Genomic DNA, 13,029 nt, shown 5'->3' on the forward strand with positions numbered 1-13,029 from the left:
AGTCATTTCACCTCCACGGCGTCATCGCGGACTGCTAACTTTCTGCGTAGCAGGGAAGCGGCGAGGCCGTACCGATAGAAAGTCCCAACGGGATCCGGGATCCCCGAAAGTATCCGATCGATCTCTGGCTCGGTATTGGCATCGACCGAGGAGCATAGGGAAGAAAGAATCTTGGCGCCCTGGTCCTTGACGCGTGAGGTCGGTCCAAAACAGCCGGTGCACGGCATGTTGCCCTGCACGCAGAGGGCTTCGCATCCCCCCCGGGTCGCCGGCCCCATGCAAACAATCCCTTGTGCGAGCAAGCACCTTTCGGGATCGATGTCAGTCCAAAGAGGGCGCTTGAATTCGGTGATTTTCAGGTCCGTCGGCTTGGAATCCTTCCGCGGGCAGTCTTCACAGAGTGCAACGTCCGGGGCAAGAACGGACCCTTTCGCCGGCAGCTTTCCCGAGAGAAGCGTCAAAATGGCCTCTTTCAGGATTTTGGGAGTAGGCGGGCACCCGGGAAGGTAGTAATCCACTTCCACCACCTGGTTCAACGAGCGGACCATCTTCCTGAATTCCGGAAGGGTGGCTGTCCGGCCGTCTTCCTTAACTTCCAGTAGGGGTCTTGTTCCTTGCGGGTTTTGAACCGTCGGCGCCTCCTCGTAAACATACTTCAGGATCTGCTCGCGGTCGAACTGGTTGGCCAGACTGGGAATTCCTCCCAGATGTGCGCACGAGCCGTAGGCCACCAGGAGCCGGCTCTTGCGGCGCATCAACTGGACCATTTCCTCCTGTTCTGAGGTTCGCAGGGCGCCATTGACCAGGCTCACCAGGATGGAACCATCGGGCATGGCCTCGACATCTTTCTTTTTGAAATCGAGGGCCACCGGCCAAAAGACGATGTCCACGGCATCCAGCACCATGAGAATGTCTTCGGCCAGATCAACGACTGACTCTTCGCAGCCACCGCAAGACGCACACCAATAAAAAGCAATCTTGGGCTTATCCGGCATGGGCGGCCACCTCCTCTTCTTCCATTTTTTCGGCGGACATTTTGAGTTCCGAGTCCCATTCTCGGAATCGGGAGGGGAGCTCAAGAGGTCCGAGGGCCCTCACCCTCTCTACCATGTCATTCACCACGAGTTTGACCTTTTCTCCTTCGGACGCGGAAATCCATTCCAGGCGAAAGCGGTCCTCCTCGATTCCCATCTCACGGAGGATTCGCTTGAAAAGCTGAAATCGGCGCAGGGCTTTGTAGTTGCCTTCCTGGTAATGACAATCCCCCGGATGGCACCCGCCCACCAGAACGCCGTCGGCCCCTCGCGCAAAAGCATCGAGGATGAACTGGGGGTCAACGCGTCCGGAGCACATCACGCGAATGATCCTGGCGTTGGGGGCATGTTTCAATCTCGAAACACCGGCAAGATCCGCCGCCGTATACGTGCACCAGTTGCAGAAAAAGGCAACAATGCGCGGCTCCCACCGGCCCGGTGAATCCGTCGTTTCGTTCATGTTCGGCTCGTGAGACATGTTCACCTCCAAAACAGTGAAGGTTCCCGGTCCCGACCAAGGAGGAGGTCACACATTCCAGTGCCCGGCTGAATGACTTCGGCCTCGATCTGCGGTATCCGGCCGGAGAAGCTGCCCGGAAGGCAGGGGAGACGGCCTTGACACAGGGATGCGTTGAGAGAGGCTCTTCGCCTTTCGGTCAGAGAGAGAGGTTTGTTGCAGAAGTTGGAAGGGGATTCGGAAAGGGGTTGGTCGACCTCAGATCGGCTTCGAGTCGTCTCCGCATTCTCGAGCAAAACGCCCCGAGGATGATTCGGATGTCCTTTGTCAATAAACCTGACACGGTTCTCCCTTGGCATCCCGGCATCCGCGATCTTCTCTCCACAGATGCCAGGACTCAGGTTACGCAGATCCGGGGAGTAAGAATATGATTCCGTATGATCTGTCCACAGTCTATTTAAGCATCTCCTGCACGATAGTCAGCTTAAGAGAATGTGTGGCGCAAGAGATGCACGGGTCATAGTTGCGTACCACTTGCTCACACTGCCAAGTCAGCTTGTCCTTAGGTAGATGAATATTCTTTGTCACAAACTGCCGCAAATCCGCCTCAATGGTCTTCTGGTTTTGGGAGGTGGGCGGAACGATTTTGGCGTCCGAGATGAGGCCCGCGTCGTCGATGTCGTAGCGATGATACAGAATTCCGCGCGGGGCCTCGGTGCATCCGAATCCCGTGGCGGCGTGCGGTTCGTATTCGACGAACGGGCGCTCGGGCGCCTCATACTCGTCGATAATCCTCAAGGCCTCGTCGCAGGCATAAAGCGTCTCGATGGCCCGAACCACAATGCTTTGAAAAGGGTTGCGGCACACCGCGGGAAGCCCCGCGGCCCGGGCAGCATCCTGAGCCAGGGGTGAGAGCTGTTCAAAGTTCAGATTGTACCTTGCCAGGGGCCCCACAAAGTACGCTCCCCGCACCTTGAGCTGGGAATGCAGGGCATTGGAGTGCTCGACGTGTTCTTCGACAAAGTGATGATCGTACTCACGGATGGAGATGTTCAGGCCCTTATTGGAGATCAATCTTCCCTCATTGAATGGATACTCCTCAGGGTGGTGCAGAGCGACGAACTCGTAGTCCTGTTCAAACTCGGGGAACGGAAGGTCGGCCGTCCACTGTACCGTGTCAAGCGCCGCGTCCCGGGCCCATTTGAGTTTTTCAGCGAGGGGTGCCAGTTCCCGCTTGGTGGGGACCTTATAAAATCCTCCCACCCGGACGCTGACGGGATGGATCTCGCGTCCTCCCAGGAGGATCACCAGGTCATTCCCGATCTTTTTCAGCTTCAAGGCGCGCTCGACCACCGCGGCGTGGTCTTTTGCCATCTGGATGACATCCTGGTAACCGAGGAAATCCGGCGCATGCAACATGTAGATGTGCAGGGCATGGCTTTCAATCCACTCCCCGCAATAGAACAGCCGGCGCAAGGCCCGGAGTTGACCGCCCACCTTGACGTCAAAGGCCGCCTCAATGGCGTGCACGGAGCTCATCTGGTAGGCGATCGGGCAGATCCCGCAGATTCGAGCCACAATGTCGGGAACCTCAGTGTGGTGTCGTCCTCGAAGAAAGGCCTCGAAGAAGCGGGGCGGCTCGAAAATATTGAACCGCACCTCGGCCACCGCGCCGCCTTGCAGCTTGATGAATAATCCGCCTTCGCCCTCCACTCGGGCCAGGAAATCCACTTCAAGTTTCTTGCCCCGGGCCTTTGCAACTTTCATAAAGTATGCCTCATTGGTTGTTGACGGACTTGTCCGCAAAAACGGACGTCATTGAAGTTGTCAAAGCCCCTAGACGGTTCAGCGTAGGGGCGTCCGCCCCGGCGGACGCCCCTACAGGAAAGCTGACATTCAAGTGTCACTTCTCATGGGCCTCGCTCTCCCGGCGAAACGCCTCCGCATAGGCATTGAATCCCCGGTACGTCCGCATAATCTCCCGGTCCTTCACCCCGTGGTCCCTCCACCATCGGCTCAAGGCATCCGAGTTAGGAGTCTCCTTCGGACCAAAGCAGCCGTAACAGCCGCGGGAGAAAGAAGGGCAAATCGCGCCGCATCCCGCCTGGGTGACCGGTCCGAGACAAATCGTTCCCTGCGCGGCCATGATACAGACCGTGCCTCGCCGCTTGCACTCCATGCACACGCCGTAGGTCGGGGTGTTTGGCTTCCGGCCATTCAGGAAAGCACTGAGGACCTCGACCAATTGATGTTTGTTGATCGGGCAGCCGCGAAGTTGGAAATCGACAAAAACGTGATCTGCAATGGGGGTCGACTTGTTGAGTGTTTTGATATATTGGGGCGAGGCGTAGACGATGGGAACATAGCGCTGGACGTCAGTGAAGTTCCGGAGCGCCTGGATTCCCCCGGCTGTGGCGCACGCACCGATGGTGACCAGGAATTTTGAGGCACGGCGTACTTTATGGATGCGCTCGGCGTCGTGAGGGGTCGTAATGGACCCTTCAACCAGGGAGATATCGTACGGCCCATTGATCACCGCACGGGAGGCTTCAGGGAAGTTGGCGATCTCAATGGCCCCGACCACGGCGAGCAATTCGTCTTCACAGTCCAGCAGGCTTAATTGACACCCATCGCAGGATGCGAACTTCCAGACTGCGAGTTTCGGCTTGCGCTTTTGGGCCATGTCATATCTCCCATTTCGTTAACAAATCCTTGATGCGGCCGTAGACGAAAACCGGCCCGTCTTTACAAACAAAGACCGGACCGAACTGACAGTGACCACAAAAACCGATGGCGCATTTCATGTTGCGCTCCATGGAAATATGGATGTTGTCGGTCTTGACCCCGCGTTTCAAAAGCTCCATGACTGTAAATCGCATCATGACTTCGGGTCCACACACCATGGCGGTCGTGTTGCGGGCATTGAATGGGGCCTTTTGGATCAACGTCGTGACCACCCCCACATTGCCTCGCCAGCCTCCCATCGCCCGGTCCACCGTCACGTGGACCTCCAGGTCAAAATGCGCGCGCCAGCGCTCCAGCTCCCGGGGAAAGAGAATCTCTTCCGGCGTGCGGGCTCCATAGAGCAGCACCACCTTGTCGTAGTGGTCGCGTTGCGAGAGCAACTGGTACATGGCGGGACGCAGCGGGGCCAGGCCTATTCCCCCGGCCACGATGACGATATCGCTCCCCGCGGCGACATCCACCGGCCAATGGCTGCCGAACGGTCCCCGCACCCCGAGGATATCGCCTCGTTTGAGGCGTCGCATGGCTTTGGTCACCGTCCCTACCGCGCGCGTCGTGTGCACCAGCATCTTTGTCTTGGTGGGATCGCCACTGATGGAAATGGGGACCTCGCCGACGCCGAACACATAGAGCATGTTGAATTGTCCGGCCTGGAACGAGAATCCATCTCCGCCCCGGGCGGGCTCGAGCTCCAGGGTAAAGGTGTCGTGCGTTTCCTGCCGGACCCTCTGGACGCGAAAGGGAGAGGGCACCATCGGGTCAGAAGTGCTGAGGCTCATTAATTCGTGCCTTTCAAGAAGGGTTGCCATAAATGTCCAGGAGTTGCAGTCTCGTGGCCTCCAACCGCTGTTCCATGATGTGGGCAAAACGCTTCAACAGTTCGTATCCCAAATCATGGTCACTTTCACATTTGACGCGCAGGCACTTGCCATCCAGAGCGATGGCGCGTGTCGGCTCCACGGCGCGCGCGTCGAAATGCCATTGGTAGGGGGGAAGCAGCCAGGACCATCCCAGAATCTCGCCGGCGCTCACGGTTTGAACGGTGAGCGATCCCCGGTTGGGGGTCCGGATTTCCACCGCCACCTTGCCTTCACGAATGATGTAGAACTGATTGGCTTCCTCTTCCTCGCGAAAGAGGTATCTGCCGGCTTCGAAACGAACGTTCGAGGCGCATCCGACCACCAGGTCCAGATGTCGCGGGGAAAGATCGCTTAGAAACGGATGCTCTGCCAGGATCGGTTGAAGTGTGTCTAACATTATTGCTCCTCCTTCGATGAGAGGGCTGCACTGTCAGTGGATCCAGCCTGCCGGATGGCGAGAACTTCTTCTGTCAGATCGATGGCCACGGGACACCAGGTGATACATCGCCCACAACCCACGCATCCCGAACTGCCAAATTGATCGATCCAGGTGGCCAGTTTGTGGGTGAGCCATTGCCGATAACGGGACTTGCGGGAAGCCCGGACACTTCCCCCATGGATGTATGAAAAATCAGTCGTGAAACAGGAATCCCACTTCCGCCAGCGTTCGGCCTCGGTGCCGGCCAGGTCGGTGACGTCTTCTACGGTGGTGCAGAAACACGTGGGACACACCATGGTGCAGTTCGCACAGTTCAAGCACCGTTCCGCCACCTCATCCCATCGAGGGTGCTCAAGATTGCGATATAGCAATTCCTTGATCTCGTGGGTATTCAGCTGGCGTCCCATGTGCTGTGCGGCCTGGGAAACGATATCTGAAGCTGTCTTTATCTCTTTTGCTGATGCCTCCTCATGGGGAACCTCCCGGAGGAGTTCGGTACCCCGGGCCGTTCCCGCTTCCACAAGGAAATCATGCCGACCATCGACACTGATCTCGGTCAAGGCCAGGTCAAACCCAAAAGTGACTTCAGGGCCCGTGCCCATGGACTCGCAGAAGCAGGTCCCGCCGGGCTGTGTGCAATTCACGGCAACGATGAAGACGTTTTCGCGGCGGGAAGAATAAGTGGGATCTCGAAAGGCCCCCTGGGTTAATACCTTGTCCTGGATGGCGATCGCCTGGAGTTCACACGCCCGTACCCCCAGGAAAGCGAGTTTGGGGACTTCCTGGGTCTCTGGAGGGATCTCAAACCCGTTTCCTTCACGATTTGCCTTCCACATGCGGAGGACCGCCGGATGAAGAAATTTCTTCCACGAGTGCGGTCCGAGGGCATAACCAAAGGCGGCTCCGTCGTTGCGCTTCACCAGCCGATAGGAGCCGCCCTTCTGTTCATCGGTCCATCCCACCGGAAGTTCGGCAGCAGAAGTCAGTTCGTCATAAATGATGGCGCCTTCAGCCACCTTGGGCCCCATCACCTGGTAGCCGTGGAGGCGCAAGGCCTCAATCAGCGTCTGAAGCTGCTGGCCCTGGATCCGGACTCGATCGTGAGTTTGATGCGGAGGTACGCTCATATCACAAAGCCTCCATGGGGGAATTATATTAACTTGAGAAAACTTTCACAAGTGTTTTTCTTGATTGAACAATTCCTCGAAATAAATCCTTCGTATCGTTTAATTTGGGCGGCCGCCGGGGAAATCAAGATCGAAAATGGCGAGAATGCCGGGAGAATGCAGACCTTCTTTCATTTGATTGTGGCTCGTCAAGTTGGTATGGAAGTGGTGGCCCGACTATCGGAGTTATAATATCGTCCGACTTAAGTCTGATCGGAGCGGATCACATTCCTGGGAGGACACATGAACCCGGTGGACGTGGTGGGATTGGGAAGCTGTACGGTTGATTTTTTTGCCTTGGTTCCACGGTTGATTGGGGCGGAGGAAAAAATCAATGTCGATCGGTTGGAGGTCCACGCCGGTGGTGTTACGGCGAACAATCTGACCCAGGTCGCTCGCCTAGGTGCGCGCGCCGGGTGGTTCGGGTTGATCGGCGACGACGCCAATGGCCGGGTCATCATGGACGCCTTTGCCTCCGACCACATGGACACAAGCGCGGTCGAAATTGTTCAGGGAGAACTCTCCTCGATGACCTGGATCCCGGTGGATACCCGCGGCGAGCGGTGTATCTACATGTTTCCCAATGTCACGGCCAAAGTGACCCCCGAACAAATCCGCACCCGGTTTGGCCCCTACATCCGCCAGGCCAAACATCTTCATACTGAGGCTTCACAACTCCCTTTGGCCCCCGTGCTGGAGGCCATCCGTATAGCGAAATCCTCGGGGGTCAAAGTCCTGTTTGACCTCGATGTGGATCCGACTTACTTTGTCGAGTCAGGCTTGGGATCAGAAGGCGAACTCGAAGAGGCGTTGCGGTTGACCGACGTTTTAAAACCCTGCAAGACGGCGGCCCGGGAACTTACCCGGCAGAACGACTATGAACGAATGGCCGAAAGTCTGCTTGCACTGGGTCCGGAGATGGTGGCGATTACCATGGGCGGTGACGGTTGCCTGCTGGCCACGAAGGGATCCAGGGTGCATCGTTCCTCATTTGAAGTTAAGGTCGTCGACACCACGGGTGCCGGGGACGCCTTCATGGGGGGGCTTTCTTATGCACTGCTTCAAGACTGGCCGCTCGATCGCGTCGCCGCCTTTGCCAATGCGTGTGCCGCCCTGTGCTGCACCCAGGTTGGGGCTCGATCGATGTCCAACCGGCAGGAGGTAGAGGAACTCATCATCGCCAATCAACACCAATGAATCTTCTTTTCCTTTCGTGAGCTCTGCAGGCAGGCGCAGGCATCAAGAAGAACGCGATGCCTGCGGCACCCGGTATTGAGTCTTCGAAAAGGTTTTCCCGCGAAATCGGCGACTCTGCGGTGAGCCCCAGTCCTTTAGGAAGCGAAATCAATCGAGATCGATGTCGCGAATAGGTTTTACGTTGGGTTCATCCTTGGTTTTCTCAAGGGCCGCTGCAAACTTGCGTTCGAGCAGTTGAGCGTGGGTTTTCATCTCTTCGGCGCTCTGGTTGAAGAGGGCGTCGCGGCGTGCCTCCTCCGCTTTCAGCAACTCTGCCGCCCGGTCCAGGTCGACGGTTGCAGCCTTTTTGGGGGGCGTCACGTGACCGATGACCTTGCCGAGTTGCGGATCGACATCAAGCCGGGCCCCGCAACAGGGGCATGGAACCACAAAACTGGCCGCTCTCTTCTCATCCATGGGCTTCATGCTACTCGTATGATTTAGTGGTGTCAATCTGTGGGTTATTTCGATGTCAAACCGATTGAAGACACTCGGATCCAAAGGGGGATCGTCCAACCAGATTTTGGTCAGCCGGGGGGGGTGGGATTGAGGTGCTATTCCCGGACGGAACTACTCGTCAGACAGTGACCGGGCCTGGTGTGATTCGGAGAGATTGACCGATGACGATAAAACTTGATAAGAAATGGGTTCAGTATCTTTCCCGTCAACCGGAGACGGGGTTGGGCTATCAAAAAGTGGACATCCGACTGAAGGACAATCGGGTGCGCACCAATGTCTTGGTTCTCAATGCTGAAGAATTGGAATTGCCGGAGGGATTGAGTGGAACTGAGATCAAAGAAATCCACCTTCATCGAGATGACCAACGGACGTGATTGAACGGCCAATTCGCAATCCACCCATCTCAACCCGCTAATTTTCCTCCTCCATTTTGAACCATACTCCTGAGTTCCGAAGTTAAGGGCGTCAACTAAGCGTTAGGTTCTTCGATTCAAATCGATTGGGATGGAATGAAGAAAGAATGGCAGTGTTCGGTCTTTGGAGGGACCGAAGAAAGCGGGAGAGATCTGACTCTGTTCTGTCGATTCATGCTTTTCGAGCGAGGCGGGGCTGTCGCTTTAGGCCCGGAGGGCGCTCAGATTGTAGCCCCGTCTGAGTCCCGCGCTTTTTCTTTTTGCGGGGCGAGGGCGGGGTAGCAAAGGGAGAGGATGCGAGAGCCCCGCTGGCGGGGCGAAACGAGGTGCCAGATCCAAGTATGCAGAACATCCTCTTCGATGCCACGCACTCGGAAAGAGTTCGCCCCCTCTTGCGTAAAAGAGATCTTCCGAGGGCGCTCCCGCTGCCAGGAAAACTTCCAGTGTCCTGGTGTGGCTTCGTGAATTCAACCGGTGCGGTTGGGCTCTCCTAATTCGTGAAACGAGAAGGGTAACGGGGGACGGAGACAAAGCATTGCGGAGAGGAACATGCCAGGGAATTATTGTAGGGATGTCCGAAGATCCATTCGGCAGATTCTTTCGCCCCGCCAGCGGGCCTCGGATGTCATTGGGGAGACCGTTACCCCACCCTCGCTCCGCCCCGCAAAGAACGCGGGATGGAGCTTCTCGCCACGGCGGATCTTCGACAGGCGGGGGTACTATCTGGCGGCCCTCCGGGCCTAAAGGGACAAAGGCCTTGCTCGAAAAGCATCCACTAATGGGAATCGAAACTTCCTTCGACATTAATCATAGCCTTCAACTTCGGAATTCGGGTTAATGGCGCTCCAGAAGACTCCTCTCTTAGAAAAGTAAAATGCGAGATGCGACGCTCCATATTTAGGCCTTTAGCCAGATGCGATGCTTTGGCGGCCAAATCCTGGGCTGGAAATTGCCGCTTGCAGGGGCCTCCTGATCGAGATTAGTTGCGAATGATCGAATGGTTTTGGCGTTAGGCGCCAATAGTTACATCCCCCATTCACTACCATAATGTGTTACTTCAGTTCATACTTATTACATTAATGTTTTAATATACTTAATAAGAATTGATATCATGTATTGTCATTGTATCCCAAGGAGGGTTTATGGAAACCTATGCCACCATCAAGGGCCAGGTGGTCATTCCGGCAAGGCTCAGAAAGAAATTCAACATCAAGGCGGGAACCAGAATTCATGTGACTGAAGGGGAGGATGAGATCATCCTGAAGCCGATCACAAGAACCTTTTATGACAAGCTCCGAGGTTCTCTGAAAGGCAAAGGGGTATTGAAGGCCCTGGCAGAGGACCGGGCCCGCGAAAAGGAGCGATGACATGGCGGCCACCAAGGTGCTGGACAGTCGAGCGCTGGTGGCCTTTTTCGAAGATGAGGCCGGCGCTGAAAAAGTGGAGGACCTGCTCCTGAAGGCGGAGGAAAGCGGGAAACCGCTGCTCCTGTGCGTCGTGAACTGGGGTGAGGTCTGGTACAACATCGCGCGTCGCCAGGGAGAGCAGGTGGCGGACCGGTTCATGGACGACATCGGCAAAATGGCGATTGAGATCGTCGATGCCGGCCGCGAACTCACCCTGCTTGCCGCGAAATTCAAGGCCAAGCATGCCATGGCCTACGCCGATTGCTATGCCGCCGCCCTGGCAAAGCTGCATCGATGCGATCTGGTGACAGGGGACAAGGAATTTGAATCAATTGCTGGGGATGTCAGGATCCAATGGGTGCGGTGACATGAGATTGTCAGGAAGCAGGGGTTGACATTCCTCCCCCGGGAAAGAACTCGCGTCGGCGCGCTGAGAATCGTCAATATGCTAAGTCCGCAGACTTGGCGACGGGATCTCAGGATCGAAGTTGCCGATGGTAGAATCCTGATTCTGGTGAACCATTTCTTCTAACCGACTGACTTACTCGCTGTCCCGCCCCCCCGTAATGCGGCCGCCTCGACAATGCCGATGGTCGTGAGGTTGACCACCTCTTCCGCGGTCGCTCCATACTGAAGCAGGTGAACGGGCAAGCGCGTGCCCATGAGGATGGGTCCGATGGGAACGGCGCCTCCAACGTTTTCGAGCAACTGCACCGCCAGATTTCCCGAGTGCAGACCGGGAAAGATGAGAACGTTCGCGTCCTTCTCAAGGTCCGAAAAAGGGAAGTGCTGCAATCGAATAGAGCTGTTGAGGGCTGCGGCGAGCTGCATTTCACCGTCGATGACCAGGTCGGGGGCGTGCTGCTTGGCAATGGCGGTGGCCTCACGGACCTTGCGAGCGAGCGGATGGTCGACACTTCCGAAGTTGGAGAACGAGAGCATGGCTACCCGCGGCTCGATGCCGAGGGAATGGGCCATGCGGGCGGCGAGCAGGGCGATCTCGGCCAGCTCCTGGGCGTTGGGATCAATGTTGACCGCGCAATCGGCCAGCAAGACCGCTCCCTGCGGACGCAGCACGAGGTAGTGACTCGAGACCCGGCCGACGCCAATCGCAGGGCCAATCAGCTCCAGGATGATCCGGAGCGATTCCACGTAGTGGTGGGAGACACCGGCGATCATCATGTCGGCATCCCCGCTGTGAACCATCATGGCGGCAAAGTAATCCTGCTGGCGCAGGCGCTGGGCTGCCGCGCCGCGCATCACTCCGCGTCGGCGCCTCATTTGAAAGTACGCGTCGGCATAGGCCTCGACCCGCGGGCTGCGGGCCGGATCCACCACCGGCACGCCGCCGAGGTCGAAGCGAAGCCGTTCGATGGCCTCCCGCACTTCACTCTCCCGGCCCACTAGAATGGGTCGGGCGATTCCTTCATCCACCAGGATATTGCAGGCCCGCAGGATCGCTTCGTTGGTCCCCTCGGAGAAAACGACCCGGAAATTCTCCTGGCGCGCTGTCAGGATCATCCCCCGCATGATTTCACGGCCGGTGCCCAGCCGCACGGTGAGGCTTTCCTGATAGCTTTCGGTCGAAACCGGACGGCGCGCGACCCCTTCCTCGATCGCCTTTTGAGCCACCGCCGCGGATTCGCGTACCAGGATGCGAGGGTCGATGGGTTTGGGCAGCAGGTACTCCGGGCCAAAGCTGAAGAGTTCACCGCCGTAAGCGCGCTCCACCTCCTCGACAACGTCTTCCCGGGCAAGCTCGGCCAGAGCACGTGCCGCCGCCAGCATCATCCCTTCCGTAATCCGTGTTGCCTGAACATCCAAGGCCCCGCGAAAGATGTAAGGAAAACTCAAGAGGTCGACCAGCGCATTTGGAGACTGGTCGAGACTCGTGGCGACAATCACATCCTGCCGACTCCCCCGCGCCGCTTCGTAGCTGATCTCAGGTTCCGGCGTCGCGAGACAGAACACGAGAGGGAACCGGTTCATGGAACGGATCATCTCCTGGGTGAATACTCTCGCTGTGGAGGCGCCGAGCAGGACGTCGGCGCCACGCACTCCGCTGGCTAAATCCCGGGCCTGATGATCCCGTGCGAAGACGCGCTGGTACTCATGCAGATCCTTGCGGTCAGGATGAAGCAGTCCTGCGGAGTCGTACATCAGAAGATTTTCAGGGCGGACGCCAAGGCAAAGGAATAGCCGTGCGCATCCGGTCCCGACGGTGCGGGCCCCGCAGATAACTACGCGGATCTGATCGATTCGTTTTTCAACCAGGTCCAGGCCATTAAGCAGGGCGGCAGCGGCAACAACCGCATTGCTATAAAGGTTTTCGTGGAACACAGGGATACTGAGGCTTTCGATCAATCGATCGTAAATGTAAAGGCCTTCGGGTGCACGGATGTCCTTGAGATTAATTCCGCCAAAGGTCGGCTCCAGCAGCTTGACGGTCTCGACCAGTCGGTCTGGTTCGGTGGTGTTCAATTCCAGGTCGAATACATCGATGTCCGCAAGGCGCTTGAACAGGACAGCCATGCCTTCCTGCATCGGCTTGGCGGCTGAGGGTCCGATGTCGCCCAAGCCGGGTACCGCCGTCCCGTTGGTGATCACACCCACCAGGTTTCCGCGTGAGGTGTAGCGGAACACCTCCGATGGTTCCAGAGCGATCTCCTGGGACGGAAAGGAAGCGCCGGGCAGGTAAGCGAGCCGCATTTCGCGCGGCGTTAAACAGGGCGTGGTGGCTCGCACCTCGATTTTGCCTGGCCGCCCGGATGCGTGATATTCAAGGGAATCCTCTCGCCGAATCATGACGAAGCC

General features: G+C 57.3%; 14 protein-coding genes. 5 read left to right on the forward strand and 9 right to left on the reverse strand.

The window, feature by feature from the left end:
- Window positions 1-2: 2 nt before the first annotated feature.
- From LAO21_13105 to LAO21_13135, 7 genes are all read right to left on the reverse strand, one after another.
- Window positions 3-995 carry an oxidoreductase gene (locus LAO21_13105; protein ID MBZ5553655.1) on the reverse strand — a complete coding sequence of 331 codons (993 nt, stop codon included), beginning with the start codon at window positions 993-995 and terminating at the stop codon, window positions 3-5.
- Complete coding sequence (locus LAO21_13110; protein ID MBZ5553656.1) at window positions 985-1,494, reverse strand: hydrogenase iron-sulfur subunit; 510 nt, start codon at window positions 1,492-1,494, stop codon at window positions 985-987. Before LAO21_13110 ends, LAO21_13105 begins: the two co-directional genes overlap by 11 nt.
- A 450-nt stretch (window positions 1,495-1,944) precedes the next feature.
- On the reverse strand, window positions 1,945-3,258 hold the full coding sequence (locus tag LAO21_13115; GenBank protein MBZ5553657.1) for a Ni/Fe hydrogenase subunit alpha: 1,314 nt from the start codon (window positions 3,256-3,258) through the stop codon (window positions 1,945-1,947).
- A 136-nt stretch (window positions 3,259-3,394) separates the two neighbouring features.
- Window positions 3,395-4,174 (reverse strand): oxidoreductase, encoded by a 780-nt coding sequence (locus LAO21_13120; GenBank protein MBZ5553658.1) that lies wholly within the window; start codon window positions 4,172-4,174, stop codon window positions 3,395-3,397.
- A gap of 1 nt (window position 4,175) precedes the next feature.
- Window positions 4,176-5,015 carry an FAD/NAD(P)-binding protein gene (locus tag LAO21_13125; GenBank protein MBZ5553659.1) on the reverse strand — a complete coding sequence of 280 codons (840 nt, stop codon included), beginning with the start codon at window positions 5,013-5,015 and terminating at the stop codon, window positions 4,176-4,178.
- A gap of 13 nt (window positions 5,016-5,028) precedes the next feature.
- Complete coding sequence (locus LAO21_13130; GenBank protein ID MBZ5553660.1) at window positions 5,029-5,493, reverse strand: cyclic nucleotide-binding domain-containing protein; 465 nt, start codon at window positions 5,491-5,493, stop codon at window positions 5,029-5,031.
- The gene (locus LAO21_13135; GenBank protein MBZ5553661.1) at window positions 5,493-6,662 is read right to left on the reverse strand and encodes a 4Fe-4S dicluster domain-containing protein; all 1,170 of its coding nucleotides are present in this window, start codon (window positions 6,660-6,662) and stop codon (window positions 5,493-5,495) included. The genes LAO21_13130 and LAO21_13135 overlap by 1 nt, the downstream gene beginning before the upstream one ends.
- Window positions 6,663-6,695: 33 nt before the next feature.
- Here LAO21_13135 and LAO21_13140 point away from each other — a divergent pair, with 33 nt between their 5' ends.
- Window positions 6,696-6,893, forward strand: a complete 198-nt coding sequence (locus tag LAO21_13140) for a hypothetical protein (protein MBZ5553662.1) — start codon at window positions 6,696-6,698, stop codon at window positions 6,891-6,893.
- A 51-nt stretch (window positions 6,894-6,944) separates the two neighbouring features.
- Window positions 6,945-7,898: a carbohydrate kinase family protein gene (locus LAO21_13145; protein ID MBZ5553663.1), complete on the forward strand. Its 954-nt coding sequence runs from the start codon at window positions 6,945-6,947 to the stop codon at window positions 7,896-7,898.
- A 147-nt stretch (window positions 7,899-8,045) separates the two neighbouring features.
- Here the strand turns inward: LAO21_13145 and LAO21_13150 are convergent, their stop codons facing one another.
- Complete coding sequence (locus LAO21_13150; GenBank protein ID MBZ5553664.1) at window positions 8,046-8,354, reverse strand: hypothetical protein; 309 nt, start codon at window positions 8,352-8,354, stop codon at window positions 8,046-8,048.
- A gap of 203 nt (window positions 8,355-8,557) precedes the next feature.
- On the opposite strand from LAO21_13150, the gene LAO21_13155 reads away from it, so the two are divergent.
- From LAO21_13155 to LAO21_13165, 3 genes are all read left to right on the forward strand, one after another.
- Window positions 8,558-8,770 carry a hypothetical protein gene (locus LAO21_13155; protein ID MBZ5553665.1) on the forward strand — a complete coding sequence of 71 codons (213 nt, stop codon included), beginning with the start codon at window positions 8,558-8,560 and terminating at the stop codon, window positions 8,768-8,770.
- Between the two features lie 1,181 nt (window positions 8,771-9,951).
- A complete protein-coding gene (locus LAO21_13160) occupies window positions 9,952-10,176 on the forward strand; it encodes an AbrB/MazE/SpoVT family DNA-binding domain-containing protein (GenBank protein MBZ5553666.1) in 225 nt (74 codons plus the stop codon).
- Between the two features lies 1 nt (window position 10,177).
- Complete coding sequence (locus LAO21_13165) at window positions 10,178-10,582, forward strand: type II toxin-antitoxin system VapC family toxin (protein MBZ5553667.1); 405 nt, start codon at window positions 10,178-10,180, stop codon at window positions 10,580-10,582.
- 161 nt (window positions 10,583-10,743) lie between these two features.
- Here LAO21_13165 and LAO21_13170 read toward each other — a convergent pair whose 3' ends face one another.
- Complete coding sequence (locus tag LAO21_13170; protein MBZ5553668.1) at window positions 10,744-13,020, reverse strand: NADP-dependent malic enzyme; 2,277 nt, start codon at window positions 13,018-13,020, stop codon at window positions 10,744-10,746.
- Window positions 13,021-13,029: the final 9 nt, after the last annotated feature.

The sequence above is a fragment of the Terriglobia bacterium genome (assembly GCA_020073085.1).
In the GTDB taxonomy this organism is placed as follows: Bacteria; Acidobacteriota; Terriglobia; order JAIQFV01; family JAIQFV01; genus JAIQFV01.

What these genes read in the sequence shown, in the direction of transcription:
- LAO21_13130 (MBZ5553660.1), bottom strand. Translation starts at nt 5,493, where the DNA reads ATGTTAGACACACTTCAACCGATCCTGGCAGAGCATCCGTTTCTAAGC.
- LAO21_13120 (MBZ5553658.1), bottom strand. Translation starts at nt 4,174, where the DNA reads ATGGCCCAAAAGCGCAAGCCGAAACTCGCAGTCTGGAAGTTCGCATCC.
- LAO21_13170 (MBZ5553668.1), bottom strand. Translation starts at nt 13,020, where the DNA reads ATGATTCGGCGAGAGGATTCCCTTGAATATCACGCATCCGGGCGGCCA.
- LAO21_13115 (MBZ5553657.1), bottom strand. Translation starts at nt 3,258, where the DNA reads ATGAAAGTTGCAAAGGCCCGGGGCAAGAAACTTGAAGTGGATTTCCTG.
- LAO21_13165 (MBZ5553667.1), top strand. Translation starts at nt 10,178, where the DNA reads ATGGCGGCCACCAAGGTGCTGGACAGTCGAGCGCTGGTGGCCTTTTTC.
- LAO21_13150 (MBZ5553664.1), bottom strand. Translation starts at nt 8,354, where the DNA reads ATGGATGAGAAGAGAGCGGCCAGTTTTGTGGTTCCATGCCCCTGTTGC.
- LAO21_13160 (MBZ5553666.1), top strand. Translation starts at nt 9,952, where the DNA reads ATGGAAACCTATGCCACCATCAAGGGCCAGGTGGTCATTCCGGCAAGG.
- LAO21_13125 (MBZ5553659.1), bottom strand. Translation starts at nt 5,015, where the DNA reads ATGAGCCTCAGCACTTCTGACCCGATGGTGCCCTCTCCCTTTCGCGTC.
- LAO21_13155 (MBZ5553665.1), top strand. Translation starts at nt 8,558, where the DNA reads ATGACGATAAAACTTGATAAGAAATGGGTTCAGTATCTTTCCCGTCAA.
- LAO21_13135 (MBZ5553661.1), bottom strand. Translation starts at nt 6,662, where the DNA reads ATGAGCGTACCTCCGCATCAAACTCACGATCGAGTCCGGATCCAGGGC.
- LAO21_13105 (MBZ5553655.1), bottom strand. Translation starts at nt 995, where the DNA reads ATGCCGGATAAGCCCAAGATTGCTTTTTATTGGTGTGCGTCTTGCGGT.
- LAO21_13110 (MBZ5553656.1), bottom strand. Translation starts at nt 1,494, where the DNA reads ATGAACGAAACGACGGATTCACCGGGCCGGTGGGAGCCGCGCATTGTT.
- LAO21_13145 (MBZ5553663.1), top strand. Translation starts at nt 6,945, where the DNA reads ATGAACCCGGTGGACGTGGTGGGATTGGGAAGCTGTACGGTTGATTTT.